This window comes from Limibacterium fermenti (assembly GCF_041902845.1).
Taxonomy (GTDB): Bacteria; Bacteroidota; Bacteroidia; order Bacteroidales; family Dysgonomonadaceae; genus Limibacterium; species Limibacterium fermenti.
This window is the reverse complement of the sequence record NZ_CP159486.1, coordinates 873,260-893,709: the sequence shown is the minus strand read 5'-3', so window position 1 is coordinate 893,709 and position 20,450 is coordinate 873,260. Positions and strand designations below refer to the sequence as shown.

Annotated in this window: 20 protein-coding genes and 1 pseudogene; 6 read left to right on the top strand and 15 right to left on the bottom strand. The window is 46.6% G+C overall.

Annotated elements, in window-relative coordinates; translation table 11 throughout:
- Positions 1 to 3 precede the first annotated feature (3 nt).
- Genes ABNK31_RS04025 through ABNK31_RS04015 form a run of 3 tightly spaced genes read right to left on the bottom strand, consistent with a single transcriptional unit; the run spans position 4 to position 3,648 of the window.
- Positions 4 to 543, bottom strand: a complete 540-nt coding sequence (locus tag ABNK31_RS04025; RefSeq protein ID WP_418894440.1) for a GNAT family N-acetyltransferase — start codon at positions 541 to 543, stop codon at positions 4 to 6.
- 28 nt (positions 544 to 571) lie between these two features.
- Positions 572 to 1,147 carry a hypothetical protein gene (locus tag ABNK31_RS04020; protein ID WP_418894439.1) on the bottom strand — a complete coding sequence of 192 codons (576 nt, stop codon included), beginning with the start codon at positions 1,145 to 1,147 and terminating at the stop codon, positions 572 to 574.
- Complete coding sequence (locus ABNK31_RS04015; RefSeq protein ID WP_418894438.1) at positions 1,144 to 3,648, bottom strand: YfhO family protein; 2,505 nt, start codon at positions 3,646 to 3,648, stop codon at positions 1,144 to 1,146. The genes ABNK31_RS04020 and ABNK31_RS04015 overlap by 4 nt, the downstream gene beginning before the upstream one ends.
- A 272-nt stretch (positions 3,649 to 3,920) precedes the next feature.
- On the opposite strand from ABNK31_RS04015, the gene ABNK31_RS04010 reads away from it, so the two are divergent.
- From ABNK31_RS04010 to ABNK31_RS04000, 3 genes are all read left to right on the top strand, one after another.
- Positions 3,921 to 4,226: a hypothetical protein gene (locus ABNK31_RS04010; RefSeq protein WP_418894437.1), complete on the top strand. Its 306-nt coding sequence runs from the start codon at positions 3,921 to 3,923 to the stop codon at positions 4,224 to 4,226.
- A gap of 87 nt (positions 4,227 to 4,313) precedes the next feature.
- Entirely contained in the window at positions 4,314 to 4,640 is a 327-nt protein-coding gene (locus tag ABNK31_RS04005; RefSeq protein WP_418894436.1) for a hypothetical protein, read from the top strand.
- A 132-nt stretch (positions 4,641 to 4,772) separates the two neighbouring features.
- The gene (locus ABNK31_RS04000; RefSeq protein ID WP_418894435.1) at positions 4,773 to 5,585 is read left to right on the top strand and encodes a hypothetical protein; all 813 of its coding nucleotides are present in this window, start codon (positions 4,773 to 4,775) and stop codon (positions 5,583 to 5,585) included.
- A gap of 62 nt (positions 5,586 to 5,647) precedes the next feature.
- On the opposite strand, the gene ABNK31_RS03995 is transcribed toward ABNK31_RS04000, so the two are convergent.
- The 7 genes and pseudogenes from ABNK31_RS03995 to ABNK31_RS03965 form a co-directional block, all read right to left on the bottom strand.
- Positions 5,648 to 6,214 carry a hypothetical protein gene (locus ABNK31_RS03995; RefSeq protein WP_418894434.1) on the bottom strand — a complete coding sequence of 189 codons (567 nt, stop codon included), beginning with the start codon at positions 6,212 to 6,214 and terminating at the stop codon, positions 5,648 to 5,650.
- Positions 6,215 to 6,316: 102 nt separating this feature from the next.
- Positions 6,317 to 6,640: pseudogene (gene metG, locus ABNK31_RS03990) on the bottom strand (methionine--tRNA ligase subunit beta); the annotation flags it as partial.
- Between the two features lie 159 nt (positions 6,641 to 6,799).
- Entirely contained in the window at positions 6,800 to 7,663 is an 864-nt protein-coding gene (locus ABNK31_RS03985) for a hypothetical protein (RefSeq protein ID WP_418894433.1), read from the bottom strand.
- A gap of 12 nt (positions 7,664 to 7,675) precedes the next feature.
- A complete protein-coding gene (gene metG, locus ABNK31_RS03980) occupies positions 7,676 to 9,718 on the bottom strand; it encodes a methionine--tRNA ligase (RefSeq protein WP_418894432.1) in 2,043 nt (680 codons plus the stop codon).
- 156 nt (positions 9,719 to 9,874) lie between these two features.
- The gene (locus tag ABNK31_RS03975; RefSeq protein WP_418894431.1) at positions 9,875 to 10,552 is read right to left on the bottom strand and encodes a cell division ATP-binding protein FtsE; all 678 of its coding nucleotides are present in this window, start codon (positions 10,550 to 10,552) and stop codon (positions 9,875 to 9,877) included.
- Entirely contained in the window at positions 10,553 to 11,020 is a 468-nt protein-coding gene (locus ABNK31_RS03970) for a DUF4870 domain-containing protein (RefSeq protein ID WP_418894430.1), read from the bottom strand.
- A 33-nt stretch (positions 11,021 to 11,053) separates the two neighbouring features.
- Positions 11,054 to 11,461 (bottom strand): VanZ family protein, encoded by a 408-nt coding sequence (locus ABNK31_RS03965; RefSeq protein WP_418894429.1) that lies wholly within the window; start codon positions 11,459 to 11,461, stop codon positions 11,054 to 11,056.
- A gap of 178 nt (positions 11,462 to 11,639) precedes the next feature.
- On the opposite strand from ABNK31_RS03965, the gene ABNK31_RS03960 reads away from it, so the two are divergent.
- Genes ABNK31_RS03960 through ABNK31_RS03950 form a run of 3 tightly spaced genes read left to right on the top strand, consistent with a single transcriptional unit; the run spans position 11,640 to position 14,889 of the window.
- Positions 11,640 to 13,340, top strand: coding sequence for a S41 family peptidase (locus tag ABNK31_RS03960; RefSeq protein ID WP_418894428.1), 1,701 nt, complete (start codon positions 11,640 to 11,642; stop codon positions 13,338 to 13,340).
- A 9-nt stretch (positions 13,341 to 13,349) separates the two neighbouring features.
- Complete coding sequence (locus tag ABNK31_RS03955; protein WP_418894427.1) at positions 13,350 to 14,417, top strand: CapA family protein; 1,068 nt, start codon at positions 13,350 to 13,352, stop codon at positions 14,415 to 14,417.
- A gap of 10 nt (positions 14,418 to 14,427) precedes the next feature.
- Positions 14,428 to 14,889, top strand: coding sequence for an MgtC/SapB family protein (locus ABNK31_RS03950; RefSeq protein WP_418894426.1), 462 nt, complete (start codon positions 14,428 to 14,430; stop codon positions 14,887 to 14,889).
- A 22-nt stretch (positions 14,890 to 14,911) separates the two neighbouring features.
- On the opposite strand, the gene ABNK31_RS03945 is transcribed toward ABNK31_RS03950, so the two are convergent.
- The 5 genes from ABNK31_RS03945 to ABNK31_RS03925 form a co-directional block, all read right to left on the bottom strand.
- Positions 14,912 to 16,036 (bottom strand): ABC transporter permease, encoded by a 1,125-nt coding sequence (locus tag ABNK31_RS03945; RefSeq protein ID WP_418894425.1) that lies wholly within the window; start codon positions 16,034 to 16,036, stop codon positions 14,912 to 14,914.
- A gap of 37 nt (positions 16,037 to 16,073) precedes the next feature.
- Positions 16,074 to 17,228, bottom strand: a complete 1,155-nt coding sequence (locus ABNK31_RS03940) for an ABC transporter permease (RefSeq protein ID WP_418894424.1) — start codon at positions 17,226 to 17,228, stop codon at positions 16,074 to 16,076.
- A gap of 230 nt (positions 17,229 to 17,458) precedes the next feature.
- The gene (locus ABNK31_RS03935; RefSeq protein WP_418894423.1) at positions 17,459 to 18,196 is read right to left on the bottom strand and encodes an ABC transporter ATP-binding protein; all 738 of its coding nucleotides are present in this window, start codon (positions 18,194 to 18,196) and stop codon (positions 17,459 to 17,461) included.
- 15 nt (positions 18,197 to 18,211) lie between these two features.
- On the bottom strand, positions 18,212 to 19,210 hold the full coding sequence (locus ABNK31_RS03930) for an ABC transporter ATP-binding protein (RefSeq protein WP_418894422.1): 999 nt from the start codon (positions 19,208 to 19,210) through the stop codon (positions 18,212 to 18,214).
- Positions 19,211 to 19,253: 43 nt separating this feature from the next.
- A complete protein-coding gene (locus tag ABNK31_RS03925; RefSeq protein WP_418894421.1) occupies positions 19,254 to 20,192 on the bottom strand; it encodes an HlyD family secretion protein in 939 nt (312 codons plus the stop codon).
- Between the last annotated feature and the right edge of the window lie 258 nt (positions 20,193 to 20,450).

The following is a 20,450-nucleotide window of genomic DNA, read 5'->3' as shown; positions in this document are numbered from 1 at the left end:
GAATTAGAGGAACTCGTTCTTCAATAAACTATAAATTTCGATATCCGCAAACACGTTTCCGGAGAGGAGCTCGCCTTGTCTTTCAATTCCTTCCAATTGAAACCCTAGTCTTTGGGGAATGCTCCTGCTCCGATCGTTGCCGACAGCGCATTTGATTTGAACGCGGTTGAAGCCCAACTTGCGGAAGGCGTAGTCGCACAAAGCACGTACGGATTGAGTCGCGATCCCCTGCCGTTGGTAAGGCTCCGACAACCAATAACCGATTTCCGTCTTCTTATTGGCACTATCCGAATCTTTCAAGCCGATCAATCCGGCAAACACATCGTTTTTACGAATGGTAAAGGTATATTCAAGGCGTTCTTCGTGCTTGTCTATGCACGCTCTGACAAACTCTTCACTGTCGCGGAGATCCTTTGTCTGTTCGACAAAAGGAAGCCATTTACCCAGATAAGGCCTTTGTGAGTCGATCGTATGGAAGATGTCCTCTGCATCGGACAATTGCAGTTGTCTTAAAGAGATTTGTCCGTCAATTTTTAGGAGCATAGGGTAATTGTCTTTCTTGATAAACCAATCAGAAACGGTATCCGATACCCATAGAAGTATAGGGGAAACTGTTGTAGGTACCGTCATACGGATCCCACATATATTTTATTCCACCTGTAATAAAGAAGCTATTCGTCAAATAATAGCCGGCAAGAAGCCCGATATTTGCCGTGGGGGTCGTGATACGGTCGTCGATACTTACATGAACGGGAGGATAACCATTCCCCGGATAAGAAACGTAAGTACCGTCGGAGTCGAAATACCCGTCGATATTCTCATGAAAAAGGCATACCCCCACATATGGAATTAAATGTATCTTAGGGATAGGCGACAGAAAATACCCTGCATTCACATTCAAAGCAGCATACCGTGTGTGCGATTCTATACGCGATTTTTCATGAAACACGCCTTCGTATTCGAGTATCGCTGTGCGAAATTTGTAATAGGCGTTCAGCGCGTCTCCTTGGGGCGGATGATCCGTCATAAGAAAGCCGCATTCCGAACATTTTATCAGCGGGAAAGTCTTGCCGCCCACCAAATGATCGCGACAGCAAAATTCCTCATGAAAGGTGTCGTTTCCACAAATTGGACAGCGTGTGTTCATTTACGCGATTTTTTTACCGATCGATAGATCAAAAGACCTGCCGCCAGCAACATCACCAAGAGCGCCGCATACGCAATGGTATCGGTCGTGCGGATGCTCGGCGGATCGAAACGGAACGTCACTTCGTGTGCGCCGGCCGGGATGGGCAGCGCCCGCAACGTATAGTTCGCCCGAAGCATTTGGGCCGGTTGTCCGTCGATAGTGATCTGCCATCCCTTGGGATAATAAATTTCGGAAAAGACTGCTAATTCATTTTTTTTCGCATCGACCCGGTAGGTAACGAAATCGGAATCGTACCCGGTGAGCCGGATCGTCGAAAGCGAATCGCGCGGGCTTACGTTAAAACCCGCCAGCACCGGTTCGAACTGTTTGTCGGCGACAGCCTGCCGGTGCAGGTCGATGCGTCCGAGAGCATCGATTTCTTCATCGGCGTTGTTTACGAACTCAATCCCGTCCACAAACCAAGCGTTGCCCTGATGATAGGGGTTTTCGACGGGAAGCGTCCCCCCGTTTTGAGCGGGCATGATCACCCATTTGGTATTGAGCATGTTCAATACTTTAAAACGTTCGGTATCGACCGAATCAAGAGCGCCTTGCGTTTGGATGATGCTCCGTTGCAACTCGGGGATCTCTTTGCTCAGATGCACATCGATCAGATCCTGGTAACGGCGCAGTTTCGCCGCATGGTATCCGCCGATCGTCTTATGATAGTAAGGCGTTACACCATCGTTGAAGGTACTGGTAGCGGTATTCAGCACCCGGTAATACGGGGTGGAATCTTGCAGAATGAACTGGTCGGTGGGCGATTGGATGAAAAGCTGTTGTTGATTGCTTTTCGGCACAAAATCGCTATCGTTCAGATAACGTTTGTTCACGCTCCACATATCGACCAGACAGAGCACGAGGATACCGGCTACGGCCCATTCGGCTTTGATCTTCTTTCCCGCAAAAAGCGCTAACAGCACCGTCCCGATAAGGACGACAAACACACTCCGCCAGGCATCGGCGGTGAATATCGACACGCGGATGGCAGTCAGGTTATCCATCACCGCCGTAATATGTTCGGGTGGTAACGACTGCAAGGCCTGCATTTCGCTGGTCGAGACAAAGGACGAAAAGAAAAGCTTGGGCGCCACGGCAAACAACAGGGCGATGCCGCCCGTCAGTCCGAGGCTGATATAAAGAGCGTTTTTCTTTTCTTTCAGCACCTCCGGCTTCAAAATAATTTCTTTCAGCGCAAGCGCCGCCAACAGAGGGATGCAAAACTCCGCCACGACCAATATGGACGATACGGCTCGGAACTTGTTATACATCGGCACGTAATCGATGAAGAAATCGGTCGGTCCCATAAAATTCTTTCCCCACGAGAGCAGGATGGAAAAGACCGTTCCCGCCAGCAACGCCCATTTCAGAGGGCCCTTCACGATAAACAGTCCCAATATGAACAACATCAATACAAAAGCGCCCACGTATACCGGGCCGGAGGTACCGGGTTGCTCGCCCCAATATTGCCCGATCTGCGAAAACAATTCGCGATACTCGGGGCGGGCTTTTTCCATCGCTTTCGTATTGTCGGCCAACGGCACCGACGCCCCGCCTTTGGTATTGGGCACGAGCAATGTCCAGGTCTCTCCCACTCCGTAACTCCACGCCGTGATGTAATCGCGTTCGAGGCCGTTCGAGGTTTTATTTTCGGCGCCATGATGCGACAATTCCGACTTGCCGCGCATGGTCTCTTTCGAATATTCGTAGGTATGATAGAGGCTCGACGCATTCGCCATCACGCCGAGAAGGCCCGCGATGACCAACACGGCCGAAGACTTAAGAAACGCCGGCAGCGTATGGTTGCGCACCGCGTCGACGGCAAAGGCAATCACGATAAAGAGCATGACGAACAGGAAGTAGTAGCTCATCTGTATATGGTTTGCCGATATCTGAAAAGCCGTGAACAGCGCAAACAGCAATCCGCCCAACCAGTAGCGGCCGCGATAGGCGAAGAGGAGTCCGGCGATCGTGGGCGGAATATAGGCCAGCGTAATGAACTTCCAGATATGCCCGGCGGCAATAAGGATGAAAAAGTATGATGAAAAGGCCCATATCACGGCACCCAATGCGCTGAGTAACGGCGAGGCTTTCAGCGCCCGCATCAAGATGTAAAAACCGAGCAGCATGATGAATACCAATCCCACATAATTGGGAAGGAACAGCGAATAGGCTTTTTTCAGCAGATCCTGCGGATGAGTCGAATCGTACGTGGGACTCATCTGATAGGTAGGCATGCCGCCGAACATCGAGAGGTTCCAGCGCGAGCGTTCGCCGTCGTGGCGCGACATGTAGTCGCGTTGCTCCTGCCCTTGCCCGATGGCGGCCAGCGAGTCGTTTTGATTAATCACCCGTCCGTCCATGACGGCAGGAGCGAAGTAGATAAATGAAACCAGAATGAAAGTCCCGATAACGATCAGATCGGGAAGGAATTTTTTGAATGAGTCGGAATTTTTCATTTCGCGTGTTATTGGGTTTGCTCCGTACTTGTTTTCTTTGAAGCCGGCCGTCTGACAGCCGGGACTGCAAACTTACGCAAAATAACCGATATGTGGGAACCGACACGACATTTTTTCACCTTTACCGATATAAAAACATTCTACTACATCCCATGTATAAAGCTTTTTTGAAACTTTACCGACAGACATGGTAATAAAAAAAATGTTTTTTATTGCTTTTGTCCGAAATAATACATAATTTTGCCTCTACATCGTTCTTTTACAACAGATGTATGGCTCTGAAGCATCCTGAAAATGTCTTTATGCCCGGTGCCTTTCATCATGAGCAAAAGGCGCTCAATGTCGCGCAAGAGTTGCTCAATGTTGCGCAAGGGTTGCTCAATGTCGCGCATTCTTCGCTCAACGTTGAGCAGGAAGCGCTCAATATTGCGCACGTTCCGCTCCACATTGCGCACAAGTTACTTCATCATGAGCGGGCCTTGCTCAACATGGCGCACGGTTTGCTCAACAGTCGGAAAGGAGTGCAGGAACGGTCTTTTGATAAAAACATTCGCAAGAATGACGAACGGCAAGTATAGTATCTTTATCATAACGAGGGATAACCAACCTGATATACACCTTGTGCTATCCCCCATGTTTCAATTATTAATTAAAATAAAATGCCCATGGGGAAAAGAAAAAGAAACTCGAGTTACGCAGATGTTATTTCTAAAGCTCAGGTTATGAGTGCCGGCTTGAAAAATAACACAGAGCGTGTAGCAAAACGCGGTATCGATGAAGCTTTCATCACCGGATTCGACGGTTTAACCAGTGAATCTATCGCAGCGAATGATTTGCAGGAGAAGTTGAAAGCGGATTTAAAAGTCCAAACCGATGCGTTAGAAGCTAAAACGGATGAACTTCAGGATAAGTACGGTGAAGCCAAAAAGGTGGTGAAGCTGGAATTTCCGGAAGCTCAGTGGAAAGAATTCGGAATAGAAGATAAACATTGATTTTTTATTTCCGGAGGAGACAGTAATTAGCGAAATCCATTCCGACCTCATTCGGGATGGATTTGCTTTTTGCAAAGGCGCGTTTCTTCAAACGGCGCTGGTGATAAGTCAAATTTTTAACGGCATAAAAGAATGTTAGACGATTTAGAGGATTTATTTGATGATGATGATGATGATGATGAACTGTACGAATATGTACGGTCGGATTATGACGATTGGTACGATAACCATACCGGTTTTTTGTTGAAAGAAAAAGGAAAATGGGAATGCTGGCCGGATACGGACATGTATCCGTTCTATTATAATGTATACAAAAAAGCGATGCAGGATTACCGGCGGGAGGCGCGGCGTGTGTTGTACACTCTGTATCCGGTGATGAACCGGCTGGTCCGTCCCCGCATACTGGAAAGGATGGATGCCGATTTTTATCGGGTGGGCGATACGTTTTTGATGTTTTTTTTCCAACTGCTCATGCACTTGAAATACGGCTATAACCTGCGCGAAGTATATGAGAATTTCGATAAGATGGAAAAAAGTTTCGATGAACGAGGCACGTTTACTCCTTATCCGTTCGATTATGAAAAAAGCGCTCCGTGGTTGACTTCCGAACAGAGGCAACAATTGGAAGAAGAGAGTTACCGGGAAGAAAAAAAAGCATTTGATTGGAAATATGGCCGGAAGAAAATGTTTACCGATATGTTGGTCAATGTCTTGGTCCAATATTATCCTTCTCTTGGCGATTTCGACAAGGAGACATGGGTGGTCTTTTACAGCCTTCTTATCAACGAATATTACCAGTTCGAATTTACTTTCGACCATTATATTTGTGCAGCCAAGTATGATATGACGGAAGAGGAAACATTCCTTCCGTATAAAGAGTTCATGGAAGTGCTTAGCCGCAAAGTAGGGGAAAAGATGGAAAAGAAAAAGCTATCGCAGATGTAAGAAAATCTTGCCAAGAACAATAATATAAGGGTATCGCTTCAAGCGATACCCTCCTTATTCTGTTAAAATCGTTTGCCGATGGTAATTCCCGTTCGGGGATAAGCCCCATCATTCACAAAGTCACGGCCGGCGCCTAAAAATACTTCGCCGACCCAATTGTTCTTCGAAAGATACTTCCAACCGATAGCCAATCCCAAACCGGCGCCTGTTTTGGTATCAGTCGTGTTGTTCCACACATCGCTGTTGTAATCAGAATCATCATACTCTCTCGAAAATACGGCTCCATTGGCTTCGATAAAGAATCCCGAACCGATTTTTTCAAGAGATTTATACGCTCCGCCGAAAAACCAACGGAAATGCGGCGTAAGGGCAAAACGCATGTCGTACAGATCCTCATCAAAGCCAATCCCGGCCGCAACTCCCACACTGATATCACTATCCAAAATGCGCTCGTACGATATTTCGGGATAAGCCCCGAAGATAGTGGTTACCAAATTAAGCTTTACTTCGTTCAGCTTTGCGTATTCTTTATCTCCGCCCCATTCCAGTACCACTCTTTTCCGGCTCTTCTGCGGAAAGGCAGCCAAACTAACGGCCAACACGACTAACAAAATCCCTGTTCTTTTCATAAGTGTAGTTTTTTAATGTAAATACATGTATAAGATGATGCAGCTACAAAAATGTGACGCAACAAATTCTTAAAATAACCAAACAGAAATTTAAAAGAAGGTTTATTTGACTTCGCTTCCCGGCGCCACATTCACCGACGGCTCGATTAAGGAGAGCGATCCGTCGACATTTTCGGCCGAGAGAATCATCCCTTCGGAGAGGATGCCGCGCAGTTTACGGGGCTCGAGGTTCGCGATAAAACAAACTTGTTTTCCGACCAACTCTTGCGGTTGCGGATACCATTTGGAAATCCCCGACAAGATGGTGCGTTTCTGCAAGCCGTCGTCCAGCAAAAAGCGGAGAAGCTTATCGGCTTTGGGCACTTTCTCGCATTCGAGGACGGTTCCCACACGGATATCGATCTTTTCGAATACATCAATGAATATTATGCATTCGAATTTACCTTCGACGATTACATTTGTTCAGCCAAGTATGATATGACCGAAGAGGAAACTTTTCTTCCGTACAAAGAGTTTATGGAAGTGCTTAGCCACAAAATGCGGGAAAAACGGAAAAGGAAAATTTGTCGCAGAAGTAGATTGATTTTACTCAAATATCCGCAAAGGCACAATAAGCGCAAAAGTATATGGCTTCTGGCCGAATACGAAACCGGTTGTATTGGCAGAAGGGGTTAAATTCGGCATTTTTTTCATTTCACGGAGGATTGACGATTTTATATACTCGGTAATGTTCCCTTGTACATGAACATTACTTATTACTCCTTGGGTATTTGCTTCAAATGTCACTATAGCCCGCTCATTTATCAATGAATCCCGGGGGATAGACAAACGGTTCCTTAAATCGATTGTCATTTTTTCAAACCCTCCCGGATAGCCTGGCCGTTGTTGAGGGTCTGGGCCTTTTGACCTGTCGGGCATTGTTTCAAACCCATGTGGGGCATTGAAAGATATTCCGGTTTGCGGATCATAACCGATGCCTTCGGCAGTCTCGCCATGCTCATCCGCTTGGAGATCATATGTTACATGCCATTTTTTCCGGGAAGATGCATCCAGATTGCTTGAAAGGGAAATAAACACTTTCTTCTGCTTTAACTTCGGATTTATTTTGATAGCCTGTAAAATATAACACAAGTCATACTTCCCGACGGATTTGTCTATGACTTTCTTTATACGACCGTCCCGATGATATAATGTGATTTCATAGACCGGAATAATGTCATTTACCCAATAACTTTCCGATTGGAGTTTTTCATTCGAATAATACTCTTGAATGTAAATAATACCATTCTCCAAATAATATTCTATAGTATTTTTGACCTTTACTTTTTTGGAATAAAAAATGTCTGTTTGGCAAATAGAAATAGAGCCTCTGACCTCAGACACTTGTGCAAGAAGAATGGATGCTTGAATAATAAGAATGCAAAAAACAGTAACGAGATGTATCTTCATAAAAGATGATGCTTATTTGACTTCGCTTCCCGGCACCACATTCACCGACGGCTCGATTAAAGAGAGCGACCCATCGGCGTTTTCGGCCGAGAGAATCATCCCTTCGGAGAGCATGCCGCGCAATTTACGGGGCTCGAGGTTCGCGATAAAACAAACTTGTTTTCCGACCAACTCTTGCGGTTGCGGATACCATTTGGAAATCCCCGACAGGATGGTGCGTTTCTGCAAGCCGTCGTCCAACAGGAAGCGGAGCAGTTTATCGGCTTTAGGCACTTTCTCGCATTCGAGGACGGTTCCCACACGGATATCTATTTTTTCGAATACGTCAAAAGGTATATTCTCTTTGACCGGAGTCGCCGTGTGTTGGTGCTCCTCGTTGGTCTTCTTCGTGTCAAGGAGTTTCTGAATTTGTCTCTCAATCGCTTCGTCTTCGATTTTCTCAAAGAGCAGTTCGGGCTTTCTCAGTTCATGCCCGTCGGAAAGAAGATCGAAATCGCCCAGTTGCGACCACGACAAGCCCTCTTTATTCAGCAGATGAGAGAGCTTTTTAGCCGAGAACGGCAGGAAAGGCTCGAACACGATGGCCAGATTGGCCGATATTTGCAAGGATAGATTGAGGATGGTCGCCGTGCGTTCGCGATCGGTCTTTATCGTTTTCCAAGGCTCCGTATCGGCAAGATACTTATTGCCGGCACGCGCCAGATTCATCGCCTCCTTCACCGCATCGCGGAAATGGAAGCGGTCGAGATGGCCTTCCACCCGTTCCTTGATCCCCGCAATGTCTTCGAGCGTTTGGCGGTCGTAGTCGGTGAGTTCGCCGCGCGCCGGCACCTGCCCTTCGAAATGCTTATGGGTGAGCGTCAATGTCCGGTTGATGAAGTTTCCGAAGATGGCGACCAATTCATTGTTGTTGCGGGCCTGGAAATCACGCCACGTAAAGTCGTTATCTTTTGTTTCGGGCGCATTCACCGTCAACACGTAACGCAAGACATCCTGCTTGCCGGGGAAGTCTTGCAGATACTCATGCAACCACACCGCCCAATTGCGGGAGGTCGATATCTTGTCGCCTTCGAGATTCAGGAACTCGTTGGCGGGTACATTCTCCGGAAGGATAAACGACCCTTCGGCTTTCAACATAGCAGGAAATACAATGCAGTGGAAAACGATATTGTCTTTTCCGATAAAGTGGATGAGTTTCGTTTCCGGATCCTTCCACCACTTTTCCCACGTGTCGGGCAATAACTCGCGCGTATTGGAAATATAACCGATGGGAGCGTCGAACCATACATACAGCACTTTACCTTCGGCGCCTTTCACGGGCACGGGAATTCCCCAGTCGAGGTCGCGGCTTACGGCTCGCGGTTGCAGCCCGAGGTCGAGCCACGATTTGCATTGTCCGTAAACATTCGACTTCCATTCGGTATGATCTTCCAATATCCACTTGCGCAGCCATTCCTCATGCTTATCGAGCGGCAAGTACCAATGCTTGGTTTTGCGCATGATGGGAGTGCTTCCGCTGAGAGCCGATTTCGGATGGATGAGTTCGGTAGGGCTAAGCGATGTACCGCAAGACTCGCATTGGTCGCCGTACGCATTGGGGTTTCCGCAATGCGGGCAGGTTCCCGTGATATAACGGTCGGCAAGGAACTGTTCGGCTTCCGGATCGTAAAATTGTTCGCTCTCCTGTTCGATAAATTCACCTTTATCATAGAGAGTCCGGAAAAACTCAGTCGTCGTTTGACGATGGATTTCGGATGTGGTACGCGAATAGATATCGAATGCGATACCGAAGTCCTCAAACGATTTCTTGATGAGCGAATGATAACGGTCTACGATATCCTGCGGGGTAACGCCTTCGCGGCGCGCCCGGATGGTGATAGGCACTCCATGTTCGTCGGAGCCGCCGATAAAAATGACTTCTTCCCCTTTTAAGCGTAAATAACGAGCGTAAATATCCGCCGGAATATATACTCCTGCCATGTGTCCGATATGTATCGGGCCGTTTGCGTAAGGCAATGCCGAGGTGATAAGAGTGCGTTTAAATTGTTTTGCCATGTTTTAATAAAATAACGCGCAAAGATACAAAAATTCTTCGGAACTTCCTCCTGTCTCCGGTCATCAGTCTCCGGTCATCAGTCTCCAGTCACCTTGTCTCCTTGTCTCCCGGTCTCCTTGTCTCCCGGTCTCCAGTCTCCAGTCTCCAATCTCTAACTACTGTTGCATATCGATCAGGCGCATGTTCTCACATTTCATAATCTTTCCGGGGAACGTGTGTACGATGGAATAATTATGGGTCGACATCAATACGGCGGTTCCTTTTTCCGAAATCTCCTGCAGGAGATCGACAATCTGGCTGCCCGTATCCGGATCGAGATTGCCCGTCGGTTCGTCGGCCAATATCAAGGGAGGCGAATTGAGCAATGCCCGCGCAATCACTACGCGCTGCTGCTCCCCACCCGACAGTTCGTGCGGCATTTTATACGCTTTCTGTTGCATACCTACCTGCACCAATACTTCATAAATACGATCTTTAATCATCCGCTTGTTGCGCCATCCGGTAGCCCGCAATACAAACTCCAGGTTCTTCTCGACCGAGCGGTCGATCAGCAATTGGAAATCCTGGAAAACAATCCCGATCTTTCTTCTTAAATAAGGGATGTTTTTGCGTTTGATTTTCGAGAGTTGATACTCGAACACCCGGGCATCGCCGTAAGCAATAGGTATTTCGCCGTAGATGCTTTTCAGCAACGTGCTCTTACCCGAACCCACTTTCCCGATGATATACATATAGTCCCCCCGTTTTACCGTGAGGCTGATATTCTGCAGGATGGTGTTCTCGTCGCGGTTAAGCTGTACGTCGGAATAATTTACTAAAGTTTCGTCACCCATTTATTTAATGAATTCTATCGATAAAGGATACTTCCAATAGATGCCGTTATTGGCACGCAATGCCGCCATAATAACAAAGATCAGGTACAGAATTCCTACTAATATAAGAAGAGGAATCCCGACGATTGTTATGCTCAGTATCGCGGTGTAAATGAGAAAACTGATGGTAAAGTTGAGGACATTCTTGCCGTGAAGGTCTACCTGCGGGTTGGTTTCTTTGTTGGTAAACCACATAATGACCGGGATAATAAAACCTAAGAGAGGCACGAAAATACCCATTAATTGTGTAAGGTGCATCAACATTAAATAGGTATTCTCCTGCAATCCGAACAGCGGTTTACCGGCTCCGAAACTGTTGGGATTGGGAGTATCGTTGAGGAGTCGGGCTTTTTCACGTTGGTATTCCTCCTCCGTGATACTTCCTTTTTCTCTTAGCTCGTCAAGAATCTTCAAGTCTTCGTATTTCATAATTTATATCCGTATTTATATCCGTTAATGGAGTTACAAAGATATATTTTTTTTTGGATATTCCTTCTTGCGTATCAAAATAATAGCAAGAACGGTAGCGGTCATCGACCCGATCACATCGGCGGCAAAATCGCCCCACTCGCCGCTTCGTTGAGTGAAGACATAGTGCTGCAACAATTCAATCGCTCCGCCATATAACACGGGGATGAGAAATCCCCAGAAAATCCATTTCCTTTTCGACGGCTTTCCATTATATAACCTGAAATAATCCCATAAACATACGGCCGAAAGCAGAAAAAACATTCCGAAATGAGCCAGTTTATCCCAAGGGATATCGTTCGGCATGTCGGGGATGTCGTCCGAACCTAACAGGCAGGTGCCTACAAAAATAATCAAGCCTACAAACAACGGAAGAAGAATATGACGGCAGTACAATTTCATTGTCCTTTTTGATTTCCTAAAATGATGGCAAAGATAATGATTATTGCTACTCTATAAGGCTATTTAAAAACATATAACGAAAACAAACATAGATTTTGATAAAAAATTCGTTCCTTTGTCCCTTGTTTCATTGCGTACTATACGCTTACTCGTAAAATATTCAATTCAAGTCCAAAATATGAAGAAGTTTCTTTTCCTTATCCTGTTAGTCATTGGTACGGGATCGGCGGTTGTTGCTCAGGCACCTGCGACCCATAAAAACAAACGTTATTTCGATATCAATAAGAATATCGATATTTTCAATTCCGTCATCCGGGAATTGGATATGTTTTATGTAGACAGCCTGAAGGTGGACAGCCTTATGCAAGGGACCATCGTCAATATGCTTTCCCGGCTGGACCCTTACACCGAATATTATTCGGAGGAAAATATGGGCGATTTACGGTTCCTGACTACGGGTGAGTATGCCGGCATCGGCGCCATTATTTCTTATAACAACAACCGCGTCGTTATTAATGAGCCTTATGAAGGGCTTCCGGCTGCCAAGGCGGGACTGAAAGCAGGAGACATCATTCTCGAAATTGATGGCGAAGATATGAGCAAGGCTTCGGTGAAGGACGTCAGCGATAAATTGAAAGGGACGCCCGGAACCACGCTCAACCTGAAGATTCAACGTCCGGGGGAGAAGAAAGAACGCACGTTTAAGATCCTTCGCGAAAAAATAGAGATGGATCCCATAACCTACGCAACCGTAATGGATAACAATATCGGGTACCTGCATTATGGAAGCTTTACCCAAAACAGTTCGGACAATGTGAAGAAGACCGTGCTCGATTTGAAAAACAAAGGGGCACAATCGCTTATTATCGATCTTCGCGGTAACGGGGGCGGTATTTTGGAAGAGGCGGTGAATGTGGTGAACTTTTTCGTTCCGAAGGGAAAAGAAATCGTTTCCACGAAAGGAAAAGTGAAACAATGGGATCGTTCTTACCGGACGCAAAACCAACCTCTCGACGAACTGATTCCCATGGTGGTGCTCATCGATACCGGTTCGGCGTCGGCAGCCGAAATCGTGGCAGGTTCCTTGCAGGACTTGGATCGGGCTGTGATTGTCGGAAACCGCTCTTTCGGAAAGGGACTGGTGCAAACATCCCGCGAGTTGCCTTATGGAGGAAATATCAAATTAACGACCTCTAAATACTATATTCCGAGCGGCCGTTGCATCCAAGCGCTCGATTATTCGCACCGCAACCCCGACGGCTCGGTTGCGCGCGTACCCGACAGCCTGACCAATGTGTTCTACACGGAAAGCGGGCGTGAGGTACGTGACGGTGGGGGAATTACCCCCGACCTAACCATTCCCCAGAAGTCTTCGGGCACGATTTCGTATTATCTGATTACGGGCAATATCGTTTTCGATTACGTAACGCAGTGGGTGCAAAGCCATCCCACCATCGCTTCGCCCGAAACGTTCAGCTTGCCCGAAAGCGATTACGACGCGTTTAAAGAGTTTGTCAAAACAAAAGACTTTAAATATGATCAGATGAGCGCGCGTTCGTTGCAGCAGCTTAAGGACGTGATGGAGTTCGAAGGATATTTCGAGCCGGCATCGGCTGAATTCCATGCGCTCGAAGCAAAATTAAAGCCGGATCTCGATCGCGATTTAACGCGTTTCCATGATGAAATAAAACGTTTTATCGAAACGGAAATCGTCCAACGATACTATTACAAGAAAGGCGTTCTGATTAATGAACTTCAGCAAGACGAGGCTCTGAAAAAGGCGGTTGAAGTGCTTACCGATAAGAGTTTATACGAAAGCACGCTTAAACCGTCCCCGACCAAAGCGTTGGCTAAAAAAGACAAACAACCGTCCGTTTAACGCGACCTTATGAACCGCTTTCTGTGTGTTTTCCTTCTTCTTTCTTTCCTTGCAGGTGCACAAGCGCAAAAGCAGCAAGTGACCCTGCTTTTCGCCGGCGATGCCATGCAGCATCTTCCGCAGATAAAAGCCGCTTACAATGGCGCCGGATACGAATACGACTCTTGCTTCTATCGGATAAAAGAAAAGATCGACAGCGCCGATATTGCATGCGTCAATCTGGAAACGGTGCTGTCCGGCAAGCCTTATACCGGGTATCCGGCATTCAGTGCGCCCGATGCGTTTGCCGAGGCACTCAAAAACACCGGCTTCGATGTGTTCTTTCTGGCAAATAACCATGCCTTGGACAAAGGTCAAAAAGGATTGGAACGAACAATCGATGTGCTAGACTCGCTGGGCGTAAAACATACCGGCACCTTCAAATCGCCGGAAGCCCGGGAGCGCTATTATCCGCTGATGATTATCAAGAACGGCATCCGGATAGCTTTCTTGAATTATGTATACGGAACAAACGGTTTGTCGGTGCGGCGGCCGAACGTCATCAATCTCATCGACACCATGCAGATAAAAAAAGATTTAGCCCTCACGGACTTATACCGTCCCGACATCATCATAGCCAATATGCATTGGGGTGAAGAATATAAGACTCTGCCATCCGTGCAACAGAAGCAATTGGCTGAGTTCCTTTTCCTCCATGGCGTACGCATTGTTATCGGGCATCATCCGCATGTGGTGCAACCGATGGTTCTCGAGCGCGAAGGGGAGTCGATCAAGCACGTGGTCTATTATTCGATGGGCAACTTCATTTCGAATCAACAAAAAGTACACACCGACGGCGGTATGCTGGCGGAAGTGGTGATAAGCAAAGAGGATGACGATTCGCCGGTGCGTATCGAGTCGTGCGACTATTCCCTGGTGTGGGTGCGGAAGTTTTTTCAAAACGGCAAATACCGGTATGTCCTGCTGCCTTCGTGGAAAAATCAGGAAGACTTAACGCCCGAAATGACTCAAGAGGAAAAACAAAAAATGAATACCTTTGTAACCCATGCCGAACGGATTATTCGTCCCGAAAAATAAATAATGGCCTATGGAAATTCAAGATTTTGTTTGGTGCCTGCTGGCCGCAACGGCCGCGGGCGGAGTTGTGGGAATCGAACGGCAAATAAATAATAAAAGCGCCGGCCTGCGTACCAACACGCTGGTTGCCGTGGGGGCGTGCATCTATGTATTGATCGGCACGCAGATTAGTGGAGGCGCGGGCGACCCGGCGCGTATCATCGGGCAGATCATCACGGGTATCGGCTTTCTGGGAGCCGGCGTCATCTTGCATCGCGGCGCCAATGTGCAGGGATTAACCACAGCGGCGACAATATGGTGTAGCGCCGCCTTGGGTTGTTTGTCAGGATTGGGCATGTTTAAGGAAACACTTATTTGCACCCTGTTAATCGTCCTGATCAACACCGCCTTAAAAAAGGCCGACAAATGGTTTATCGGCGACACCAAAAGAAAAAACAATCCGCCCTCTTCGGAAGAAGACGATAAAAATTGATTGTCGCATTATTTGCCGCCGATCATCCGGTTGTTTTTTTATAATTGACGACTGCCCATACATTAAAAAGTACGGAAAATCCGATCATCATCATAAAGTGATTCCGAATATCGGCAAAACCGCTTCCTTTGAGTATGATCATCCGGATTACGTCCATCAGGTAAGTAACGGGACTGCATTTGGCTATCGCGTATGCCCAGACAGGCATACTTTCGACCGGAGTAAACAGCCCGCTCATCAATATAAAAATCATCATAAAAAAGAACATCACGAACATCACTTGCTGTTGTGTATCGCAATAGGTGGAAATCAACAACCCGAAACCAAGCATTGCCACCAAATAAACCGCTAAATACGTAAAGAGCGCCCACACGTTTCCTATAGGAACGATACCATACACGAAACGGGCTATAATAAATAATCCGAAACTGAATATGATGATCCCCACAATCCAAAAAGGAATTAGTTTTCCCAAAATAAAATGATATTTTCCGACGGGGGTAACATTGAGTTGTTCCATCGTCCCGGTTTCTTTTTCCCTAATAGCATTTAATGCGCATAAATAGGCGGATATTAATGTAGTAAGAAACGCTAATATGCCCGGAACCATATAATGGCGGTAGTTCATGGCCGGATTAAACCAATCGGAAGAAGTGACCTGAATAGCCGGCGCCGGCTGAAAACGCTCCGGCTGTCCCCATTGTAAACGAACATCGTCATTAAAATCACGAAGGATCCGGTTAAGATAAGCTCCTCCCAAATTCGCTTTTACTCCGTTGATCGCATTGACGGCGACAAAAACTTTTTGCGGGCTTTCGGTTATCAACCCGCGTTCAAAATCAGGAGGAATTTCCAAGACCAAATCAGCCCGATCTCTTTCTATATAGCGGATTGCTTCCTGGAAAGAGCCGGCATATACATTCAAGTGGAAATATTCCGATGCTGTTATTTTCGAAATAAGTCTTTGCGAATAATCGGAATGATCGTGATCCACAATGGCGATTGCGATATTCTTTATTTCATAATCCGCCGCCCAAGGCAAAATCAATAATTGAATAACAGGCATACCAAATATCATTCCCAATAACACCTTATTACGGAATATTTGTTTGAATTCTTTTTGCAACAAAAATAATAAAGTCCTCATTTGCTTAATTCATGAAAGTAAAAATTCTTATCGCTCGTCAGGCTTCCAGCCTCGTCTTGAAATTTCTGAAACTGATGAATAAAAGGAATCCGGTCATCAACAGTAATACGACCGTTTCTTTCCAAACCGCTTGAATTCCGGCTCCTTTTATCATCACGGACTTAATAATTACATAATACCATCGGGACGGGATTACATTGGCAAACCATTGAAGGACAACCGGCATATTTTCGATGGGAAACATGAAGCCGGTAAACAAAATGGTCGGCACCATCAATCCTATGAGGGAAAAAAGGATGGCTGCCTGCTGCGTTTTTACCAGATTGGATATCAACAATCCCAGGGAAAGCGCCGTGATGATGAACAGGGTGCTTTCTAAAAACAGTAAAATCAGGCTGCCGTTGACCGGCACCTCGAGTAACGTAACACTCAACACGACGATGACCGTCAGGTTGACTAACGAAAGGAACAGATAGGGCACCGCTTTGGAAAGAATCAACAGCAACGGGTTGACGGGCGAAACCAATAGTACCTCCATGGTTCCGTATTCTTTTTCACGGACAATGGACACGGAGGTCATCATTACGCAGATAAGCATCAGGATCAACGACATCACGCCGGGCACAAAATTTACCGCGCCTTTCAGTTGGGGATTGTACAGCATGCGCATCTCGCTACCGATTTGGTAAGGTAACGGGCTGTCCATCGACAATTCCTTTTGGTAATCCATTAAAATATTCGTGGCATACCCTTTCAGGATATTAGCGGTGTTGGGGTCGGAAGCATCGGCGATCAGTTGCACCTGCGCCTGATGCAGATGATGCAAATCCGACAGGAAATTTGCGGGAAAGATCACCGCCAATTTTATCCGGCCTTCCTGAAAAGCGTCTTCTATTTGTAAATGACTCTTCAGCGATTCTTCAACGACAAAATGATTGTTCGCGGCAAACCGCTCGATAATCCGCCGCGACGCCTCGTCTTTGGCATAATCGCAAATAACGATTCGTGAATCCTTAATCTCATTCGTCAGCGCGAAGCCGAATAATAGAATCTGCACAACGGGCAATCCGAACAATATCAACAGCGTTTTTCGGTCACGGAACATGTGCCGGAATTCCTTCCGGACAAACGCTAAGAACTGCGTGTTTCTGTTCGCCGCAATCGCACCCTTTATTTTTAACTTCTTCCTCATTCCATCAATCTTTTATCAATATATCATCGGTCTCCGGTCTCCGGTCTCCAGTCTCCGGTCTCCGGTCTCCAGTCTCCGGTCTCCGGTCATCGGTCTCCAGTCAACAGTCAATCAGACGTCTGCCTCTGTCTCTTTGTCTCCTTATCTCCCTGTCTCCTTATCTCCCTGTCTCCTTATCTCCCTGTCTCCCTGTCTCCCTGTCTCCCTGTCTCCCTGTCCCCGATCGTCCATCAATTTCTTTTCGCTCCCCGCGCCAATTGAAAAAGCACCTCATCCATCGATGACGCGGAAAACCGCCGTTTCAAATTCGCCGGACTGTCCAACGCTTCAATTTTGCCGTCGACCATCATCGAGATACGGTCGCAATATTCGGCTTCGTCCATATAATGCGTGGTAACGAATACGGTAATTCCTTCTTCGGTCGCCTCATATATCAAATCCCAAAACTGCCTCCGAGTAATCGGATCCACTCCTCCCGTCGGTTCATCCAAAAAGACGACACGGGGGCGATGAAGGATGGCCAGCGAGAAAGCCAATTTCTGTTTCCATCCCATCGGCAACGCGCCTACCCGTTTTTTCATTTCGTTGTGTAATCCCAAACGTTCGACGAGGCGATCCCGTCCTTCTTTCATCTGACGATTCGTTAATCCATAGATTCCTCCGAACAGATGGATGTTTTCTGCGACCGTTAAATCCTCATAGAGAGAAAACTTCTGACTCATATAACCGATGCTTTTCTTTATTTGCTCCGTTTGACGATAGACGTCGAAGCCCGCAACCGTTGCGCTTCCCGAGGAGGGCACGGAAAGCCCGCACAACATGCGCATGGCTGTTGTTTTGCCCGCACCGTTTGCCCCCAGAAACCCGAAGATCTCGGATTTATATACTTCGAACGTTATCTTATCGACAGCGACAAAATGACCGAATTCCTTGGTCAGCTCATCTACTTGTATCACAATCTCCTTCATAATACTCTTTTTTAGTCACCGGTCTTCGGTCTTCGGTCTCCGGTCTCCAACCTCCAACCTCCAACCTCTATCCTCCATTAATTGAATAAAACAATCCTCAATATTCGGCGCAACCGGTTTCACCTCGACATCGTTGTAGCCCTTCGCCAGCAGCCAATCGCGTAAATGGTCCGGAGCCGTACCCGTAGACTGTGTAAAGGAAACATGTAAGCTTTCGCCAAAAGCAAAACAACTTTTGATATCCTTCTTCTTACGGATATCGCGCGCCCAACGCCCCACATTCTCCGCTTTTACCGCATACAGCGTTCCGGCATACTTATCAATAATACGTCGCGGAGTATCAATGGAAAGAATCTTCCCCGATTGGATAAGGGCGATCCGGTCGCACAGCGTCGCCTCATCCATATAAGGCGTCGAAACAAGGATGGTGATGCCTTCTCTTTTCAGATTCTTGAGCATTCCCCAAAATTCACGGCGCGATACGGCATCCACCCCCGTCGTCGGTTCATCGAGAAAAAGCACCGAAGGACGATGGATCAACGCGCAACACAACGCCAGCTTTTGCTTCATACCACCCGAAAGATTCCCTGCACGGCGTGTTTTGAAAGGCTCTATTTGAACGTAGATATCCCTTATTAAATCGTAATTCTCATGAAGTGATGTTCCGAAGAGCGTCGCAAAAAAGTTGAGGTTTTCTTCCACGGACAAATCCTGATATAGCGAAAATTTGCCGGGCATATAACCTATCCGGTTACGGATATCCCTATAGTCAGAGATACTATCTAAGCCGGCAACCTCGGCTGAGCCGCTGTCGGGCAGCATCAGCGTGGTCAGAATACGGAATAACGTCGTCTTACCGGCTCCATCCGGCCCGATCAAGCCATAGAGTTCCCCTTCTTCCACCTGAAAAGACACCTCGCACAGCGCTTGCACATCTCCATAACTTTTGCTCACTGCTTGACACTTAATAAGTGACGATTGACAATCATTGTTTTTCATCTTATTCCCTCCCATATAACCAACTTACAAACTTCATACTAACGCATCTCATTATTCATTATTCATTATTCATTGTCAATTGAATTTCGCCGTACATTCCGATTTTATACGATCCGTCGTTCTTTACCTTCACCTTTACGGCATAGACCAGATTTGCCCGTTCGTCTTTTGTCTGAATAGTTTTAGGGGTAAACTCCGCCTTCTCGCTTATCCAGGCGACCGTTCCTTGCGCTTCTCTAAATCCCCCGTCGCCGTCATCGGTAAATACCTTTACCGGTTGATTCAAGGAAAGCTTCGGCAATTGATTTCCGGAGATATATACCCGCAGGATCATCTCCGACAAATCGGCAATTTTATAAAGCGGCTTGCCCGGCGAAGTCGTTTCATTCGCCCGCGTATATCGTGTCAATACGGTTCCGGTTACAGGATTCAGGATGGTACATTTGCTGAGTTGATCATCTAGTTGTTTCACTTGAACCTCCAACGTTTTGATCTCTTTATCGATGCTTGTCGTTGAAATTTCGAGGGACGACTTTTGCGCGTTTATTTGTTTTCGGAGCACATTCACCTGCGCGTCCATATCGTCCAATTGCTTGCCGGTGGCAGCATCATTTTTCACCAAATTAGCCAGCCGTGCTTTTTCGTGCCCGGCTGTACGAAGTTGTTCCTGTAAAGAAGCCAATTGCACGGCGATATCGGGCTTCTTACTCGCCAAAGCCTCTATCTGGCTCAGCAACTGCTCCTTTTTAAGAAATAGTTGAAGGCTGTCGATGTAACCCACCCTCTCTCCGCTCTTCAATGTTTGTCCTTCTTCTATATCGAACTGCATGATTACCCCTTGCGCTTGCGAAGCGATAACGGTTTCTTCCGCTTCGAAAGAACCGGAAGCATCGAATCCCTGCTTTCCCTGGCAAGAAGTCATCGTTATTGCCGATTGGAAGAAAATGACGGTAGAGAGCATTAATTTAAAGAAGCTCTTTGATCCTGTTAAATTCATATATTCCATATTGTGTTTATTTGATTTCCTGATCATTATCCATTATCCATTGTCAATTGTCCATTAGTATTTCAGTTTCCGGTTGTGGCCTTATAGTTGTATAGAACCATCATTAATGCGAATCAGTAGTTGAAACTGTTGGCGAGTTTATTTAGTTAAAGTATTTAAAACCAATAAAATAAAGACGTTTAATATTTGCTCTTTCTCCTGAAAATCATTAACTTAGAAGAATAATTCCATTTATTTTTCAGTTATGAT

What these genes read in the sequence shown, in the direction of transcription:
- ABNK31_RS04025 (WP_418894440.1), bottom strand. Translation starts at nt 543, where the DNA reads ATGCTCCTAAAAATTGACGGACAAATCTCTTTAAGACAACTGCAATTG.
- ABNK31_RS04020 (WP_418894439.1), bottom strand. Translation starts at nt 1,147, where the DNA reads ATGAACACACGCTGTCCAATTTGTGGAAACGACACCTTTCATGAGGAA.
- ABNK31_RS04015 (WP_418894438.1), bottom strand. Translation starts at nt 3,648, where the DNA reads ATGAAAAATTCCGACTCATTCAAAAAATTCCTTCCCGATCTGATCGTT.
- ABNK31_RS04010 (WP_418894437.1), top strand. Translation starts at nt 3,921, where the DNA reads ATGGCTCTGAAGCATCCTGAAAATGTCTTTATGCCCGGTGCCTTTCAT.
- ABNK31_RS04005 (WP_418894436.1), top strand. Translation starts at nt 4,314, where the DNA reads ATGGGGAAAAGAAAAAGAAACTCGAGTTACGCAGATGTTATTTCTAAA.
- ABNK31_RS04000 (WP_418894435.1), top strand. Translation starts at nt 4,773, where the DNA reads ATGTTAGACGATTTAGAGGATTTATTTGATGATGATGATGATGATGAT.
- ABNK31_RS03995 (WP_418894434.1), bottom strand. Translation starts at nt 6,214, where the DNA reads ATGAAAAGAACAGGGATTTTGTTAGTCGTGTTGGCCGTTAGTTTGGCT.
- ABNK31_RS03985 (WP_418894433.1), bottom strand. Translation starts at nt 7,663, where the DNA reads ATGAAGATACATCTCGTTACTGTTTTTTGCATTCTTATTATTCAAGCA.
- metG (WP_418894432.1), bottom strand. Translation starts at nt 9,718, where the DNA reads ATGGCAAAACAATTTAAACGCACTCTTATCACCTCGGCATTGCCTTAC.
- ABNK31_RS03975 (WP_418894431.1), bottom strand. Translation starts at nt 10,552, where the DNA reads ATGGGTGACGAAACTTTAGTAAATTATTCCGACGTACAGCTTAACCGC.
- ABNK31_RS03970 (WP_418894430.1), bottom strand. Translation starts at nt 11,020, where the DNA reads ATGAAATACGAAGACTTGAAGATTCTTGACGAGCTAAGAGAAAAAGGA.
- ABNK31_RS03965 (WP_418894429.1), bottom strand. Translation starts at nt 11,461, where the DNA reads ATGAAATTGTACTGCCGTCATATTCTTCTTCCGTTGTTTGTAGGCTTG.
- ABNK31_RS03960 (WP_418894428.1), top strand. Translation starts at nt 11,640, where the DNA reads ATGAAGAAGTTTCTTTTCCTTATCCTGTTAGTCATTGGTACGGGATCG.
- ABNK31_RS03955 (WP_418894427.1), top strand. Translation starts at nt 13,350, where the DNA reads ATGAACCGCTTTCTGTGTGTTTTCCTTCTTCTTTCTTTCCTTGCAGGT.
- ABNK31_RS03950 (WP_418894426.1), top strand. Translation starts at nt 14,428, where the DNA reads ATGGAAATTCAAGATTTTGTTTGGTGCCTGCTGGCCGCAACGGCCGCG.
- ABNK31_RS03945 (WP_418894425.1), bottom strand. Translation starts at nt 16,036, where the DNA reads ATGAGGACTTTATTATTTTTGTTGCAAAAAGAATTCAAACAAATATTC.
- ABNK31_RS03940 (WP_418894424.1), bottom strand. Translation starts at nt 17,228, where the DNA reads ATGAGGAAGAAGTTAAAAATAAAGGGTGCGATTGCGGCGAACAGAAAC.
- ABNK31_RS03935 (WP_418894423.1), bottom strand. Translation starts at nt 18,196, where the DNA reads ATGAAGGAGATTGTGATACAAGTAGATGAGCTGACCAAGGAATTCGGT.
- ABNK31_RS03930 (WP_418894422.1), bottom strand. Translation starts at nt 19,210, where the DNA reads ATGGGAGGGAATAAGATGAAAAACAATGATTGTCAATCGTCACTTATT.
- ABNK31_RS03925 (WP_418894421.1), bottom strand. Translation starts at nt 20,192, where the DNA reads ATGAATTTAACAGGATCAAAGAGCTTCTTTAAATTAATGCTCTCTACC.